The organism is Bacillus sp. FSL R7-0685, assembly GCF_038002425.1.
GTDB classification, from domain to species: Bacteria; Bacillota; Bacilli; order Bacillales; family Bacillaceae; genus Bacillus; species Bacillus subtilis.
In genome coordinates, this window is sequence record NZ_JBBOCN010000001.1 from 2,155,752 (window position 1) to 2,170,703 (window position 14,952).

The 14,952-nt window shown below is 42.1% G+C and carries 19 protein-coding genes; 6 read left to right on the plus strand and 13 right to left on the minus strand.

What is annotated here, in order from left to right:
* The first annotated feature begins 114 nt into the window (after positions 1 to 114).
* Both cgeA and cgeB read left to right on the plus strand, forming a co-directional pair.
* Positions 115 to 516, plus strand: coding sequence for a spore crust protein CgeA (gene cgeA, locus MKY50_RS11010; protein ID WP_003230824.1), 402 nt, complete (start codon positions 115 to 117; stop codon positions 514 to 516).
* Between the two features lie 6 nt (positions 517 to 522).
* Positions 523 to 1,476, plus strand: a complete 954-nt coding sequence (gene cgeB / locus MKY50_RS11015; RefSeq protein WP_024572013.1) for a spore maturation protein CgeB — start codon at positions 523 to 525, stop codon at positions 1,474 to 1,476.
* Between the two features lie 70 nt (positions 1,477 to 1,546).
* Here the strand turns inward: cgeB and MKY50_RS11020 are convergent, their stop codons facing one another.
* Entirely contained in the window at positions 1,547 to 2,695 is a 1,149-nt protein-coding gene (locus MKY50_RS11020) for a phytase (protein WP_341116672.1), read from the minus strand.
* Positions 2,696 to 3,065: 370 nt separating this feature from the next.
* Between MKY50_RS11020 and MKY50_RS11025 the strand changes: the two genes are divergently transcribed.
* Positions 3,066 to 4,091 carry an SDR family NAD(P)-dependent oxidoreductase gene (locus MKY50_RS11025; RefSeq protein WP_003230816.1) on the plus strand — a complete coding sequence of 342 codons (1,026 nt, stop codon included), beginning with the start codon at positions 3,066 to 3,068 and terminating at the stop codon, positions 4,089 to 4,091.
* Positions 4,092 to 4,134: 43 nt separating this feature from the next.
* On the opposite strand, the gene msrB is transcribed toward MKY50_RS11025, so the two are convergent.
* Together msrB and msrA are read right to left on the minus strand one after the other, a co-directional pair.
* Complete coding sequence (gene msrB / locus MKY50_RS11030; RefSeq protein WP_014480061.1) at positions 4,135 to 4,569, minus strand: peptide-methionine (R)-S-oxide reductase MsrB; 435 nt, start codon at positions 4,567 to 4,569, stop codon at positions 4,135 to 4,137.
* The gene (msrA, locus tag MKY50_RS11035; RefSeq protein ID WP_014477117.1) at positions 4,570 to 5,103 is read right to left on the minus strand and encodes a peptide-methionine (S)-S-oxide reductase MsrA; all 534 of its coding nucleotides are present in this window, start codon (positions 5,101 to 5,103) and stop codon (positions 4,570 to 4,572) included. It lies immediately after the preceding gene.
* 131 nt (positions 5,104 to 5,234) lie between these two features.
* Between msrA and MKY50_RS11040 the strand changes: the two genes are divergently transcribed.
* Positions 5,235 to 5,660, plus strand: a complete 426-nt coding sequence (locus MKY50_RS11040; protein WP_004398634.1) for a MarR family transcriptional regulator — start codon at positions 5,235 to 5,237, stop codon at positions 5,658 to 5,660.
* 49 nt (positions 5,661 to 5,709) lie between these two features.
* On the opposite strand, the gene MKY50_RS11045 is transcribed toward MKY50_RS11040, so the two are convergent.
* From MKY50_RS11045 to ilvA, 7 genes are all read right to left on the minus strand, one after another.
* On the minus strand, positions 5,710 to 7,047 hold the full coding sequence (locus MKY50_RS11045) for an MATE family efflux transporter (RefSeq protein ID WP_014477118.1): 1,338 nt from the start codon (positions 7,045 to 7,047) through the stop codon (positions 5,710 to 5,712).
* 71 nt (positions 7,048 to 7,118) lie between these two features.
* Positions 7,119 to 7,313: a protein YpmT gene (gene ypmT / locus MKY50_RS11050; RefSeq protein ID WP_003230808.1), complete on the minus strand. Its 195-nt coding sequence runs from the start codon at positions 7,311 to 7,313 to the stop codon at positions 7,119 to 7,121.
* A gap of 12 nt (positions 7,314 to 7,325) precedes the next feature.
* Complete coding sequence (locus tag MKY50_RS11055; protein WP_015251867.1) at positions 7,326 to 7,889, minus strand: YpmS family protein; 564 nt, start codon at positions 7,887 to 7,889, stop codon at positions 7,326 to 7,328.
* 9 nt (positions 7,890 to 7,898) lie between these two features.
* On the minus strand, positions 7,899 to 8,666 hold the full coding sequence (locus MKY50_RS11060) for an SGNH/GDSL hydrolase family protein (RefSeq protein ID WP_003245956.1): 768 nt from the start codon (positions 8,664 to 8,666) through the stop codon (positions 7,899 to 7,901).
* 77 nt (positions 8,667 to 8,743) lie between these two features.
* Positions 8,744 to 9,325 carry a cytochrome c oxidase assembly accessory protein ScuA gene (scuA, locus tag MKY50_RS11065; protein WP_326237227.1) on the minus strand — a complete coding sequence of 194 codons (582 nt, stop codon included), beginning with the start codon at positions 9,323 to 9,325 and terminating at the stop codon, positions 8,744 to 8,746.
* A 146-nt stretch (positions 9,326 to 9,471) separates the two neighbouring features.
* The gene (locus tag MKY50_RS11070; RefSeq protein WP_004399020.1) at positions 9,472 to 9,723 is read right to left on the minus strand and encodes a YpmP family protein; all 252 of its coding nucleotides are present in this window, start codon (positions 9,721 to 9,723) and stop codon (positions 9,472 to 9,474) included.
* An 85-nt stretch (positions 9,724 to 9,808) separates the two neighbouring features.
* On the minus strand, positions 9,809 to 11,077 hold the full coding sequence (gene ilvA / locus MKY50_RS11075; protein WP_014480067.1) for a threonine ammonia-lyase IlvA: 1,269 nt from the start codon (positions 11,075 to 11,077) through the stop codon (positions 9,809 to 9,811).
* A 248-nt stretch (positions 11,078 to 11,325) separates the two neighbouring features.
* Here ilvA and MKY50_RS11080 point away from each other — a divergent pair, with 248 nt between their 5' ends.
* A complete protein-coding gene (locus MKY50_RS11080; RefSeq protein WP_341116675.1) occupies positions 11,326 to 12,321 on the plus strand; it encodes a sigma-54-dependent transcriptional regulator in 996 nt (331 codons plus the stop codon).
* Positions 12,322 to 12,341: 20 nt separating this feature from the next.
* A complete protein-coding gene (gene trhA / locus MKY50_RS11085) occupies positions 12,342 to 12,983 on the plus strand; it encodes a PAQR family membrane homeostasis protein TrhA (protein WP_004398522.1) in 642 nt (213 codons plus the stop codon).
* A gap of 38 nt (positions 12,984 to 13,021) precedes the next feature.
* On the opposite strand, the gene MKY50_RS11090 is transcribed toward trhA, so the two are convergent.
* Genes MKY50_RS11090 through MKY50_RS11100 form a run of 3 tightly spaced genes read right to left on the minus strand, consistent with a single transcriptional unit; the run spans position 13,022 to position 14,940 of the window.
* The gene (locus MKY50_RS11090; protein ID WP_015251864.1) at positions 13,022 to 13,642 is read right to left on the minus strand and encodes a hypothetical protein; all 621 of its coding nucleotides are present in this window, start codon (positions 13,640 to 13,642) and stop codon (positions 13,022 to 13,024) included.
* Positions 13,643 to 14,149: a dihydrofolate reductase DfrA gene (gene dfrA / locus MKY50_RS11095; protein WP_015251863.1), complete on the minus strand. Its 507-nt coding sequence runs from the start codon at positions 14,147 to 14,149 to the stop codon at positions 13,643 to 13,645. It abuts the gene before it with no gap.
* Positions 14,146 to 14,940 (minus strand): thymidylate synthase, encoded by a 795-nt coding sequence (locus tag MKY50_RS11100; RefSeq protein WP_044052509.1) that lies wholly within the window; start codon positions 14,938 to 14,940, stop codon positions 14,146 to 14,148. The genes dfrA and MKY50_RS11100 overlap by 4 nt, the downstream gene beginning before the upstream one ends.
* Between the last annotated feature and the right edge of the window lie 12 nt (positions 14,941 to 14,952).

Below are 14,952 nucleotides of genomic sequence, written 5' to 3' on the forward strand. Positions count from 1 at the left end.
GCATTTTCCTTAAATAGATGAAAAATAGATCAGGTACGGCGTTCGACTCATACCAAATAACAGCCGGAAGAATATGAATAACGTGAGTTCACTATCGAATAGGAGGTGTGTGTAATGAGCTCTGAAAATGCACAGTTAAAAAAGGATTTAATTAAAGCCGTTTTAAGCCCTTTATTTCCAACTGCAACAGAAGGAGGAGAAAATATGGATAGTAACCTTAAAGCCTTGCTTGATGCTGCCATCGATCAAAAAGTAGATGAAAGTGAAACGGTTACGGCAGAATCTATTTTAGACCCTTCTCTTCCGGCAAGATGGATTTTTGCCAGAATTACGCCAGGCACGACAATCAGCATTGTGACTGATTCAGGTGACATGATCGGACCGGTTGTTTTCGTTGCTTTCGATCAAGTTCACGGTATCGTCTTTGTAACACAGGAAAGCTCCGTCACTCCGGCAGGCCAAGCTACAACATTAATTGATGTAGACAAAGTAGAAAGCGTTACGTTCTTTTCATAACATCCGATGAAAGTCTTGTATATCCAGTCGGGATACGGAGGAATATACAGTTATTTTGATCGCTGGGCTGAAGAATGTTTTCAGAACACTCATACAGAGTATATGATTGCAGATAAACCTGAAGCAGAATCTTTGATGAAGATCGAAGCGTTTCAGCCGGACTTCACACTTATGATGGTTGGAGACCGCGTTCCTCACGACTGGCTGACCTGGTTAAAGGGTAAGGATATCCCCGTGTATGTTTGGCTGACCGAAGACCCATTTTATATGGATATCAGCCTTCAGGTAATTAAGCTTGCTGACGCCATATTAACGATAGAACAAAATGCAGCTCTCTACTATCAAGAGCTCGGCTACCAGAACGTCTATTATGTTCCGATACCAGTTAACCATCGGCTGTTTAAAAAAATGGGCACCGAACATTCCTATCATTCAAATCTGTTAATCATCGGCTATCCTTACCCTAATCGGGTTCAGCTTATGAAAGAAGCGGTCCATCTGCCATTCACGGTTCGGGTAATCGGCAAGGAGTGGGGAAAATATCTGCCTAAAAAAGTGCTCAAACAGCCGCATATTGATGTCGTCAGCACATGGGTTCCACCCGAACAGGCCGTTCATTATTATAATGGGGCAGACATCGTAATTAATGCGCATCGTCCCTATCATTTTGCTTTCAACCAAAATACTATGCGCATCAAAAATGCCAGTTTTAATAACCGAACGTTTGATATCGCTGCATGCGAAGCATTTCAATTAACAGATTTACCCGCGGCGCATCCTTTTTCATCCTTTATTTCTTATCACGGCATGAACGACTTTAAGGAAAAAGCCGCTTTCTATATCAACCACCCTGAAGAACGGCAAAAAGCTGCAGCAGCCAATTATAAAGAGATCGTACCCGCATTTACGTTTGATGAGCTTCCTGCAAAACTAAAAGCGATTCATCTGGCGCTCTCTTGAAAAATCGTTCATTGCTATGAACGATTTTTTTATTCATAGAAAAAAGCAGCCGCACAAGCTGCTTTCTTTTCTAGCCGTCAGAACGGTCTTTCAGCTTCCTCGGGTTCACCTGTTTATGAAGATCAGGCATTTCGCCGAGATGCTGTGCAATTTGTTCCCACGATACAATTTTGAAATTTTGATTGACGGCATGTCCGTTATCGATATTTTCGCCATCCTGCGCCACAAAAATCCCGTACGGATATTTTGGGCCAAGTCCGAAACCGAGAACATCAATACCATCCGTGTCACTAGTACCGTCTATCTTCTCGCCATTTGTAATCTCAAAGTTGGCTACATAGCGATTTTTCCCCTGCCGTTCATACATTGCATAGCTGTTATTTCCTTGACTTGAAGCCATGAGATATCCTTTGCCATTTGGTGCATAATAGATTGTCAGTCCTTCAATATCAGCTGTCAAATGATCTCCTGTCGCACGGTCAACAACCTGCCCCTTTGATCCTCCGCCGGGCTCAGCGTTAAATTTCCAGATGGCCTCATCTTCCTCTGCTATGTATAGGTTTCCGTACTCATCATCCGCAACAAGGCCTTCGGTCTGAGAATTCAACTTAAATTCACGCACTTTTTTCCCTGTTACATAACCCTTTCCACCATCAACAATTTCATACTGCTCAAATTCCCCTTGTTTGCCTGTCACTAATGCGTAAAATGCTCCTGTTTTCTGGCTGTGATACAAGCTGAATCCATAAACCTCAGAAATATTGGTGGAGATAGGATGGTTCGGATCTGTAATGCTTTTCAATTTTCCTTTATCCCCGTCTATTGCATATACTTCAATTGTATTTTTTCCTTCGGACCGGTTGGATGCGGCAGCAATATCAATTTTTTCGCCGTTCAATGGAAAATCATAGCGCAGATCGACATTATTGAGCTTGCCAAACTCATAAGAATGAAGCTGTTTTCCGTCTAAATCATACACAACGAGCCCTGACTTCTTATTTGTTGTAATCAACTTGCTTTTTTCCGGGTGTTTTTCATGAACCCAAATGGCCGGGTCATCTGCTGCGTCATCCCCAGATGCGACCGGATCTGTCTCCGTGTGTGCAGTCACTTTGAAATGATGTTCCTCATTCACATAATGAGCCGACACCGAGGTTGCTGTCAGGCTAAGCAATAAACCCGCGGCAGTGCTTAGCAGCATTGTTTTTGAAACCTTCATTTGGTACCCTCCTCTTTTATTACTAACACTACTATTGTAAAATATATACAGGTGATTACCGTGAGGAAAATGAACCTTTTTTTATAGGGTTTCTGACTCATAAACAACTTATTCCCCAAAGAGGTACGTGAGATGACTTTGCCAGATTTCCTTTTGCGGAGCGAAATAAAAATATGTTGAATATTTAGTACATTGTTTATTTAGTTGTGTTTTTCCCTAGTTACGTCCGTTTTTCCATTTTCTATTAAAAAAGAACACTTTGTGACATGATCATTCCCCTAAATTTTGTTTTATTGGTTGCTTTCATTAATTCGATTACAAAGTTGAACATATGATGCATGGTAGAGAAACGAGAGTTGGAGGATAAGCCATGCCTAAACAGCAAACAGCAGAACTAAAACCATTTTTCCATAACAAAACAGTTTTAGTCACTGGCGGAACGGGTTCAATCGGGAGTCAAATTGTCAAACGCCTTTTGATGCTTACACCTAAACAGGTGATTGTATTCAGCAAAGACGACAGTAAACAGTATGTCATGAGCCAAAAGTATGCGGAGGATAAGCGGCTATTATTTGTACTTGGAGATGTACGCGATCACAGAAGGGTGAATCAGGTGATGAAAGGCGTCGATATCGTCTTTCACGCGGCTGCGCTGAAACAGGTTCCGACATGTGAGGACCATCCATTTGAAGCGATCCAGACCAATCTCATCGGCGGACAAAATGTGGTGGAAGCTGCCCTTTCACACCGAGTGCAGCATGTCATTAATATCAGTACAGATAAAGCTGTATCTCCTGTGAACACAATGGGTGCCACCAAGCTGTTATCTGAAAAGCTGTTTCATCAAGCAAACCGCCACGTCCAAAACAAAGGAACCTTGTTTTGTTCGGTCCGCTTTGGAAATGTTCTCGGTTCCAGAGGTTCGGTCATCCCCATATTATTTGAACAGATGATGGAGGGTGAACCCCTGACCATCACAGACAAAAACATGACCAGATTTTTCATGTCAATAGACGATGCAGCTACATTGACATTACAATCGGCTGCTATTACAAAAGGCGGAGAAACCTTTATTTTCAAAATGGAATCACTGAAACTTGAAGAACTGATTCATGGGTTTGAAGAATATGCATCGCAGCACGGGCTCCCGCGGCCGGCTGCAGTAGAAGTGGGCAAGCGTCCAGGTGAAAAGCTTCACGAAGAATTAACATCTCCACATGAAATTGAATCACTGTATGAATGGGGCAACCTTTATGCGATCCTTCCAGAGCCGGAAAAACATCCTGACTTTCGCAAAGTCAATCTGCCTGGGTATCAATCAGATCAAGCCCCGCTCATTACGAAAGAAAGAATTGCACAGATTATTGAAGAATTGCATCAAGAGAAAAAGGCATAAAAACAAGCCTGTCTATCCATTAGGCAGGCCTGTTTTTAACAGTTTATTTATTAAAGAGATGCAGATAGCTTTCGTATCCTTCTTCTTTTAGCTTATGCTTCGGAACAAACCGCAGCGCTGCTGAATTTATGCAGTAACGAAGTCCGTTTGGACCAGGTCCGTCATTAAATACGTGGCCAAGATGAGAATCAGCAGTTCGGCTTCTTACTTCTGTGCGAATCATGCCGTGGCTCGTGTCCAGTTTTTCTTCCACTTCTTCTTCTTCAATCGGCTTTGTAAAGCTTGGCCAGCCGCAGTGGGAATCAAATTTATCCTTGGATGTAAACAATGGCTTGCCTGACACAATGTCTACATACAACCCTTCTTCCTTATGATCCCAATATTCATTTTGAAATGGCGGCTCCGTGCCGTTATTTTGCGTTACTTCATATTGCATGCGATTTAATGACTTTATTTTTTCTTCTTTATTGTACGCCATTTATTTAGCCCCCCAATGCTCGCTGATAAACCCCGCACGTCCGGAACCTGTCCGGTAGCGCTGATAATGTGCTGGATTCTTTTTATAAAAATGCTGATGGTAGCCTTCCGCTTCATAGAAAGGTTCAGCTTTTAAAATGTCCGTTACAATCGGATCTTTAAAGATGCCGCTTTCCGCCAGACGTTGCTTGGAAGCTTCCGCAAGCTCCTTTTGTTTATCATTATGATAAAAAATGGCTGCGCGATAGGAACTGCCGCGATCAGCAAACTGCCCCCCGGCATCTGTCGGATCGATTTGCTGCCAAAATAATTCAAGCAGTTTTTCATAAGGGAATACATCAGGATTAAATGTGATTTGAACGGCTTCACGATGTCCCGTCGTTTCACTGCACACCTCTTCATACGTAGGGTTTTCAGTATGGCCGCCTGTATACCCGGACACCACTTTTTCAATTCCCGGCTGTTCGTCAAAAGGTTTAACCATACACCAAAAACAGCCTCCTGCAAATGTGGCGATTTCTTTTTTTTCAGACATACTGGTGCCTCCTTTGTTAATACGTGGTATTATTATATTATAGCATGTAAAAATAGAATGAAAATGATTCTGCTTTTCAATAAAATCTATAGGTTTTAAGCAATATGCTTATGTAATGGAGGTTCACAAATTTGAAAGTAAGAACACAGATGATGTACGATATGGAAACTTTACTCCGTAAAGTCTTTAAACAAATACGCAATGAAATCAATGAAATTTTAGATAAAGAGCTGTCGCGGAATGAATTCACCATTCTTCGGATCCTCAGTGAACAAGGGCCTAAAAAAGTCACTGAATTTGCGCCTATTTTAGAGGTATCGGCAAGCCACATTACGGCTGTGACCGATGCGCTGGTAGAAAAGGAATGGATTACGAGAATCAGATCGAAGGAAGACAGACGCATCATCCGCATTCATATCACTGAAGCGGGCGAAAAAGTCCTTCAGCACTTTAACGAGAAAAAAACGGAATATTTCTTTAAACGCTTTGACTGCTACACTGATGCTGAACTTGCCACGTTAATCGAGCTCTTCAGCAAACTTGATAAAAAACGGTGAAAAAAAGCACATACCGATATATAGGTATGTGCTTTTCGCAGTGCTTCACTTATTTTTCAGTAAACAGCTTCATTGCTTTCCAGCGGCCATATCTATAATACAAAAATGCCGCGCAGCTGCTAAATAAAAAACTCATTCCGATTCCAAGCCCGATTCCTTTTTGTCCAAGCCAAGCTGAAAATAGAGCTGTGAAAGGATATCTCAACACCCAAAACGAGATTAAATTTAATACCAGAACCTGCAGCATCGCTCCCGCGGCCCTGACGATTCCGTTCAGCACAAAATTAATCCCAATAAAAGGGTAGAAAAACGCGATCCACTTCAAATATTGTTCACCAAATGCGACCGCATCAGGCTCACTGATAAATAACCTTATGAGATATTTACCAAATACCCAAATCATAACCGCAATCACCAGCATGCAGGAAATAACAGCTATCACACCTAGCCTTGCAATTGTTCCCACTCTTTTTTCGTTTCCGATTCCAATATTTTGCCCTGCCATACTATTGACGGCCGTACCGGCAGCCATTGCTGGAAGCGTGATGATGCTATCAAGCCGCTGCACCGCGCCAAAGCCTGATACCACGTGATCCCCGTATGAGTTAACAACACTCATAATCGCCATCATACCGCCTGTAATCACCATCATCTGCAGACCTGCCGGAATCCCGAGTTTCAAAATCAGCGCGGACTCTTCCCACTTGGGCATTCTCGGAATCGAGAATGGCACAAGCTTGTGTTTGATGACATAAAACAACCCATACAAAAACGCAATGCCCTGTGACAAAATCGTTGAATAAGCCGCTCCCGCTATTCCCATGCGGAACACAGAAATAAAGAGCGGCGCAAGCACTGTATTCAGTACAACAGCAAACGCAATAAACCGGAGAGGTGTCTTGCTGTCGCCCAGCGCACGAAGCACAGTACTGATAAAGTTATAACCAAACAAAAATAAAATGCCGATAAATTGAATCTGTAAATACGTCTCAGCAAGCGGTATCATTGACTCCGGCGTTTTTAGAAGACGCAGCAAAAGCTCTGAGAGAAAAAAACCGGCCGCGCCGAATCCGATGCTTAGGCCTGTTAATAAAACAACAAAAGCGTTAATATACGACGCCATTCCTTTTACATCATCTTTTCCTTTTTGCTGAGATAAAATGGTTAACGTCGCATTGTTAAGGCCCAAAATAAAAGACAGCACGGTCAAAACAATCGTGCTTGATACCGCGGCTGCCCCAAGGGCCTTTGCCCCCAGTAAATTGCCGATCCACAAGCTGTCTATAAATTGAAAGGAAACCTGCAATGCGTTTCCGAGCATAATAGGCATTGAAAACAGTACAAGCTGTTTCAGCACATTCCCCTGTGTAAAATCGTATGCTTTCATCTTTTCTCCTTGTGTTCTCAAATTTTCTTTGGACCGCACGAAAAAAGAGACGTTGTTTCATGTCTCTTTTTTCATGACTTATCGGTTTTTTTTCGGTCTCGCATACCGAATGTAAACACCATCACACTTAGGAACAAGGCACAATAGGAAACATTCAAATACATTTGATCCATGTCTTCAGCAGCCAGATGATGATAAGCAAGCCAGCCGAAATACAGGGAAAATGTAAAGGATAATAAACTGAAATACTGGTAAATCCGTTTCATTTTCAGTCACCTCTATTGTTTAGGATGGTAATAGGAAAACTCAATTTCATCTTTTTCTAAATTTATCTTATCCGCTTTGACATACATTCCATTCGTTAAAGGCATTTCTGACAAACGCACTTCAATGCTTTTATCCCCGGGGTGAACATGGACAAATGACGGCAATTCATAAAAGCTGTCCATATAATTTAACACAAAGCTAATTGGTATACTCAATTTCCCTAACGAAAATTTCGTGACATTCAGCTCTACATCACCGTTTTTTTTCACGGTCGGCTCAAAAGCGATAAACGCATCAATAGACGTGGAAAATGCCTTGATTTTCCCTGCGACATGAACATCATCATCAATCTCTACTTTATAATCAAGCTTGTTTGATGCTTTGTCGTTTAAATATGAGTTAACAAACGCAGCTAATGATTCTTTTGTGCTTGTCACTTGAAATCCATACTCGCTCTCAGATGAATCCTTCACCTGAGCCTGTTCCCCCGGGAGCAAAACAAGTGCCACAAACCCGGCGGCGAGGATAAAATTGATTGCAAGCAATATAAAAAACAGTCGCTTCCACTTATTCATGCTGTCACCCTACTCTTTCGGTAATCCTTCTTTTTTAATGGCTTGATAGACGCGCTTTGCGATAAGAGAATAACCCGTACCATTAGGATGAAAATCATCTTCCTCAGAAATTCGGCTGCTGTCACTTTTTTGATTGAACAAATCTTCGATATGGACGATTTTTGCATGTTTATCTTTTTTCAGCTCTTTTTCAGCAATATGGTTCCAATCCGTGACGACACCATTTATTTCATTTAGTTCTGATAATGTAAACGTAAACGGATTGTACATGCTGACATAAATCAGCTCAGCGTGATCATTCAGCTCGCGAATTTCAGAAATGATTTTTTCAAAGCGCTTTTCGTACGGTTTTTCCGCTTCCTGAAACGGTTCAACGGTTAATTGCAGAAAGTTTTGGCGAAGGATTTTCATCAAATCATTACCGCCAATTGTAAAAAAGACATAATCTGCGTCCTTTATGCCTTTTTGAACCTTTTTATCTTTTAGTTTTTCTAATAAATCATCCGAACGGTTCCCTTTTACAGCATAATTTTTCACGTCGACCGTTTTGACTTGTTTATCTGACCGGATAGAATCCGCCACCTTGCCGACATATCCCTTTCCGTCGGGATCTCCGACTCCTTCTGTCAGCGAATCTCCGACAGCCGCTATGACAATGTGTTCTTTTGTTTTCGTTTCATGGGCTTTTTGTTTTCCCTCAGATGATGTACGTATGCTCGTACACGCAGTAAGAAGCAAAATCAAACTGGCCATGATTGAAAAAATGCGCAGCTTCAATCTTGTTGCTCCTTCCCATTCTACTAGTGGAAAGTGTATCATGTTTTAGAAGATTTGCAAATGCCTAGTCTCTTAGCTTACTTGAGTGTAGTGGCTGACTTCACATCGGAAATGATATCATCGTACGGTGTATTCTCTACTCCATTGTAATCTTTCAGCACCTTACCGTCCGGACCTACCAAATAAAAAGAAGATTGATGAATCACTTGGTCCTCTCCCTCCGGCTTCTTTACGATCGCTTTAAAGCTCTTAAGTGCGAACTCCTCAATCTCACTCTGGCTGTATCCCGTGAGAAAATCCCAGTTATCAAAAGATAATGGATAATTTGCGGCAAATTTCTTCAGCTGTTTCGGCTTATCGTTTTCTGGGTCAACACTAAATGATATGATGCGGACATCTATATTTTCGGCTTTCAGTTTTTTTTGCAGATCGGTCATATGAGCGGTCATTGGCGGACATACAGTTTCACAATTGGTAAAAATAAAATCCGCCAGCCATACTTCTCCTTTTAAACTCTCTAAAGAAACGTTCTTGCCGTCTTGGTTTTGAAATGTAAAAGGCTCCACCTCGTAATTGAGCGGATTTTTAATCTGCTGTCCTCCGCATGCACACAAAAACAGAAAAATCAGCCCAGCCGTTAACCCGTTGATAACCTTCATGACATCCACCCTTTCCAGCCAGCATAAAAACGCTTTCTAAAACCGTCCTTACTGTCCCATGTTTGTATTCGATACTGAGCAAAAAAAATCCTGCATGCCTCCCATTAACGATTACAAAGGAGGGCATGCAGGTAAAAAACGGCATGTTACGCGTTGTGCTTTAACACCTCTTGATGAAATACAGCCTGATAATCTGCCCACTTCATCCGGCGCTTCATATAATGTCGGAAAGAATACACTTTTGCCCTGCTGTTTGATGAAAACACTTCTTTTAAGTAGAATTGCAAATGGTGATGTAACATAAAGAAATAGTGCTCATCTTCCTTTAATACAGGTATTTCTGTCACTTTCACCTGAATCCCGTCACCGCGTTTGAACTCTAGGCTTTTGAGTAACAAGCTATCAATCCTCTTTTTTGTTTTTCTTCTATTATATATGATGCCAGCCGGGCTGTCTGTCATTTTGCGCGGTTGTGTAAAAAAATTAGATCAGCAAATGGAACAAGTCCTCATCCTTGTTCACCTCTACATAATGAAACGGTTTTTTGTTCATCCGTTCAATCAGCGGCCCATAATCGGCTTTGTTCTGCAGCTCGATGCCGACAAGAGCAGGTCCATTGCTTTTATTATTTTTCTTCGTATATTCAAATCTTGTAATGTCATCATTCGGCCCGAGGACTTCGTCAAGAAATTCGCGGAGCGCCCCCGCTCTTTGCGGAAAGTTGACGATAAAATAATGCTGAAGACCTTCAAAAATCAAGGAACGCTCCTTCATTTCCTGCATTCTTCCGATATCGTTATTGCCCCCGCTTACCACACACACCACGTTTTTCCCTTTAATTTCATCCTTGTACAAATCAAGCGCTGCGACAGAAAGAGCTCCAGCCGGTTCAGCAACAACCGCACATTCGTTATATAATTCAAGAATGGATGTACATACTTTTCCTTCAGGCACAAGGAGAATGTCATCAACGACAGTTTCCAGCGTCCGGAAGGTTTCCTCGCCAATTTTTTTAACAGCCGCACCATCTACAAACTTGTCAATTTTATCAAGTGTGACGACATGCCCAGCTTTGTTTGATTCAAAGTAGGATGCCGCTCCCGCCGGCTCAACAGCAATTACCTTTGTATCAGGAGACACGTTTTTCAAATATGTACCTACCCCAGAGAGAAGGCCGCCGCCTCCGACACTTGCAAAAAGAAAATGCGGTTCTGTATCAATGTCGTTTAAAATCTCGACTGCGAGCGTTCCCTGTCCGGCCATCACATCCGGATCATCGAACGGATGGATAAACGTCCGAGATTCCGCCTCACAGCATTCAGCAGCGCTTTTATACGCGTCGTCAAACGTATCGCCTGTCAAAATAATATCGATAAATCCTTTTCCGAATAGTTCAACTTGAGATACTTTTTGTCTCGGTGTAGTAGACGGCATAAAAATTTTCCCGTGAATGCCAAGATGTTTACACGAAAATGCCACACCTTGAGCGTGGTTTCCGGCACTTGCACACACAACTCCGTTCTCTGTCTGCTCGCTGGAAAGCTGTTTCATTTTATGATAAGCCCCTCTGAGCTTAAAAGATCTGACAACTTGCAAGTCTTCGCGTTTTAAATAGATATTGCATTCATATCTCTCAGAAAGTCTGTCATTCCTCTGCAAAGGTGTGTGAATGACAACGTCCTTTACGTTTTGGTGAGCCTTCAAAATGTCTTTCACTTGGATGAGAGAGTTTTCTTTAAGCAACGGTTTCATGTACAGATTCCTTTCTTGTTTTAAATCCCTATTTAATATGCCATTATAACATGAATATTCAAAAAATAAGACAATTATTTTTATTTAATAATTAAAAAAATACAGACTATGTCCACCACATCTTGTGGTAACTTCTGTTCAACCATTATCCTGCAGAGCCAAGAAAAAAGATGATCGTAAAATAAAGGGTGTTTTCAACCAAAAGGCATGATATAATGAAACCAATTAGAACCAAAAGGAGCCAATTGATGAATAGTGCACCAAAACTCAATACATTTCAACATCTAATCGGAGAACATCAAACTTTCCTGGAAGCGAAGCGAATCGCCAAGCAGTTCTCGTTATCGGAGCTTCCTGTCTTAATAACAGGAAAAATCGGAACAGGCAAAAATCACTTCGCACATGCCATACACTTGGAATCTTCGAGAAGCAATGAACCGTTTATAAGCGTCAATTGCAGCACCCATTCGGAAGAAACCCTTATTCATGAGCTTTTTGGCCCTAACGGAAACACAGGTGTTTTTCAAAAAGCGGTACGAGGAACCCTTTTTCTTGATGATGTATGGCGCATGCCTGCTTCTGTACAAGCTCAGCTGTTAAAAGCGCTTGATTCAGACACGAAGAAACCGCGAATGATCTGTGCTTCTGCAGACCGATCCGTGGAACATACATTCAGGCAAGACTTATTCTACAGACTGAACATTTTAACGCTCACACTGCCCGAATTATCGGAACGAAAAAGCGATATTCCGCTTTTGACACAGCATTTTCTCTCAAATTCCGGTCAGCAATTGTTAATCGATCCCTCCGTTTTTCCCGTGCTTGAGAAGCATGCATTTGAAGGCAATGTCAGGGAATTAAAAAACGCTGCAGATTATATGGCGGCAGTATCAAGCGGAGGAACGATTCAGCCATATGACCTGCCGCCGTATATTAGAGGCACGATAGACGGAAAAACGTCGAAGAAAAAAGCGAAACTGCTTACTTTAATGGAAAAAGCTGAGTTTTTGTTTATTTTGGAAACAATAAAAGTATTGAACGAAAAAGGAGAACCTGCCAGCAGACGGATCATTTCTGAACACAGCAAAAATACCCAAACCTCGTTAACTCCTCAGCAGGTCAGAAGCCGTCTCGACTATTTGGAGAAAAAAGATTATGTCACCAAAAGCCGCGGACGCGCAGGCACAAAAATTACCTTTGAGGGCTTGAGCTTTATAGAGACGTTAAAAAATCAAATGATCTAGCGATCGAAAGGAGAATGCACTTGTTTACAATCAAAGAAGAGATCGCCAATGCGATTACACACGGCATCGGTGTCCTCTTATCCATCCCAGCATTAGTGTTTCTAATCATATTTGCGGCTAATTACGGGTCTGCATGGGACATTGTCAGCTTTACAATATTCGGTGTCTCTATGCTGCTGTTATATTTGAGCTCCACCCTGCTTCACAGCATCACACATAAAAAAACGAAGGACATTTTGGAGATTATTGATCATAGCGCAATTTACGTACTCATCGCCGGAACCTACACGCCTTTTTTGCTTGGGCCGCTGAAAGGCACACTCGGCTTTACCCTGTTGGTTATCGTATGGTCACTTGCCCTAGGTGGAATCGTTTTTAAAATTTTCTTTGTGAAACGGTTTATCCTATTGTCAACCTTCGTGTATTTAGTCATGGGGTGGCTGATGATTATTGCAGTTAAACCTTTATATGCTTCACTGAGCGGAGCGGGATTCAGCCTCCTTTTTCTCGGCGGCATTTTATACTCTGTCGGAACCATCTTTTACATTTGGAAAAAGATCCCCTTCCATCACGCCATTTGGCACAGCTTTGTATTGGGCGGGAGCGCTGCTATGTTTTTCTGCGTGCTCTTCTATTGTGTAAAGGTGCCTTTCCTTTCGTAACAGTAACAGAAAAGCGCAGTCTTCACGACTGCGCTTTTTTATGCACGTAATTGTTTTTCATTGGCAGGTATATAAGCTTTTGAAAAGGACAATTCAATGTCTGCCGGTTTTAAGCGTTTAAAAAACGAGCCCTTTTGCATGTTATCTGTTCCTTTCGTTTCCACCATCACCAACGGAAGATGATAGCGGGCCGCAAGTTCTACAGGATCAATAGAACCATCTAGTGAAAGAATCAGGCTTTGTCCCTTTTCCAGCTGTTTTGTCACATCTTCATATACCTTTTCTGAATCCCCGTCTGAAATCACATCCATCCGATCCAGCCATTGCCCGATAAAAGGCAAGCGGAACACTTTTGGGTTGGCGATAAAGCCGGCCGGTTCCTCAATATATCCAGCAATTAAGGCCAGTTCAGCCAAACGCAAACGGGGATGCACATACAAAACAGGACCGTGTGGTATTGGCTCTGGCTGATGGATCGTCACAACTGAACCGGAGATGCCGATACAGCCTTCCAAAAACGCCTTTGGCTGTTCGTACACAAGAGTCATCTGTTTTTTGTATGACAGACGGGGATCGAGCATTGTTTGATTAAATAATTGTTTCATATTTTTTAACAGCATATACACAATATAAACCACTAGAAGGCTGTAGCGAACCAATTAAAATCCTCCCGCTTTAGAAGAATTCTTTTTTTCATACATTAGAAATTCGTAATCATACGGGTTTTTTTCGTCTTTGGTCCCCTGCTCAGAAGAAACCAACTTCCAATTGGATTCATCAAATTCAGGGAAGTGACGGTCACCCTCAAACTCGTGATGAATTTTCGTCATATACAGTCTGTCCGCATAAGGGAAAAGGTCCGTATAGAGCTGAGCCCCTCCGATCACAAAGCATTCTTCAGGGCCTGAACAAATGTCCAGTACATCCTTTAATGAACCGACAACCGTGCATCCCGGAAATTCTGAAGCCGGCGCTGAGGTAACGACAATATTTTTCCGATTTGGAAGCGGACGTCCGATCGATTCAAATGTTTTTCGGCCCATAATGATTGAATGGCCCGATGTTACTTTCTTAAAGTATGCAAGATCATTGGGCAAATGCCACGGCAAATCATTGTCTTTGCCGATAAGCCTGTTGGCATCCATCGCAAAAATGAATGAAATCATACGCTTACCGCCCCTTTTATATGAGGATGCGGATCATAATCCTCGATGATAAAGTCCTCAAATGCAAAGTTAAAAATAGAATCAACCTTTCTGGCGAAACGAAGCTTCGGAAGCGGTCTAACATCTCTTTCAAGCTGCAAATTGACTTGTTCAATATGATTTTGATAGATATGAACATCACCAAATGTATGGATGAACTCGCCCGATTCAAGCCCAGTCACATGAGCAATCATCATGGTTAGCAGGGCATAAGATGCAATATTAAACGGCACACCTAAGAAAACATCGGCAGAGCGCTGATACAACTGACAGGACAGCTTGCCGTCAGACACATAGAATTGGAACAGGCAATGGCACGGCGGCAACGCCATTTTATCAATTTCACCAACATTCCAGGCGCTGACGATTAAGCGTCTGGAGTTCGGATTTGTCTTAATATCTTCAATAAGACGGGAAATTTGATCAATGGTTTCTCCATCAGCTCCCCGCCAAGAACGCCATTGGGAGCCATATACAGGTCCAAGTTCACCGTTTTCATCAGCCCACTCATTCCAGATTCGCACTCCGTTTTCCTGCAAATAGCGTACATTCGTATCTCCTTTTAAGAACCACAGCAGTTCATGCGCAATTGATTTAAAGTGGAGTTTTTTAGTGGTGAGCATCGGAAAGCCTTCCCGTAAATTAAATCTCATTTGATATCCGAAAGTGCTGATTGTTCCGGTCCCTGTCCGGTCTCCCTTTTTCTCACCATGCTCTAAAACATGTCTGCATAAATCCTTATACTGTTTCATTTTTTTCATCCT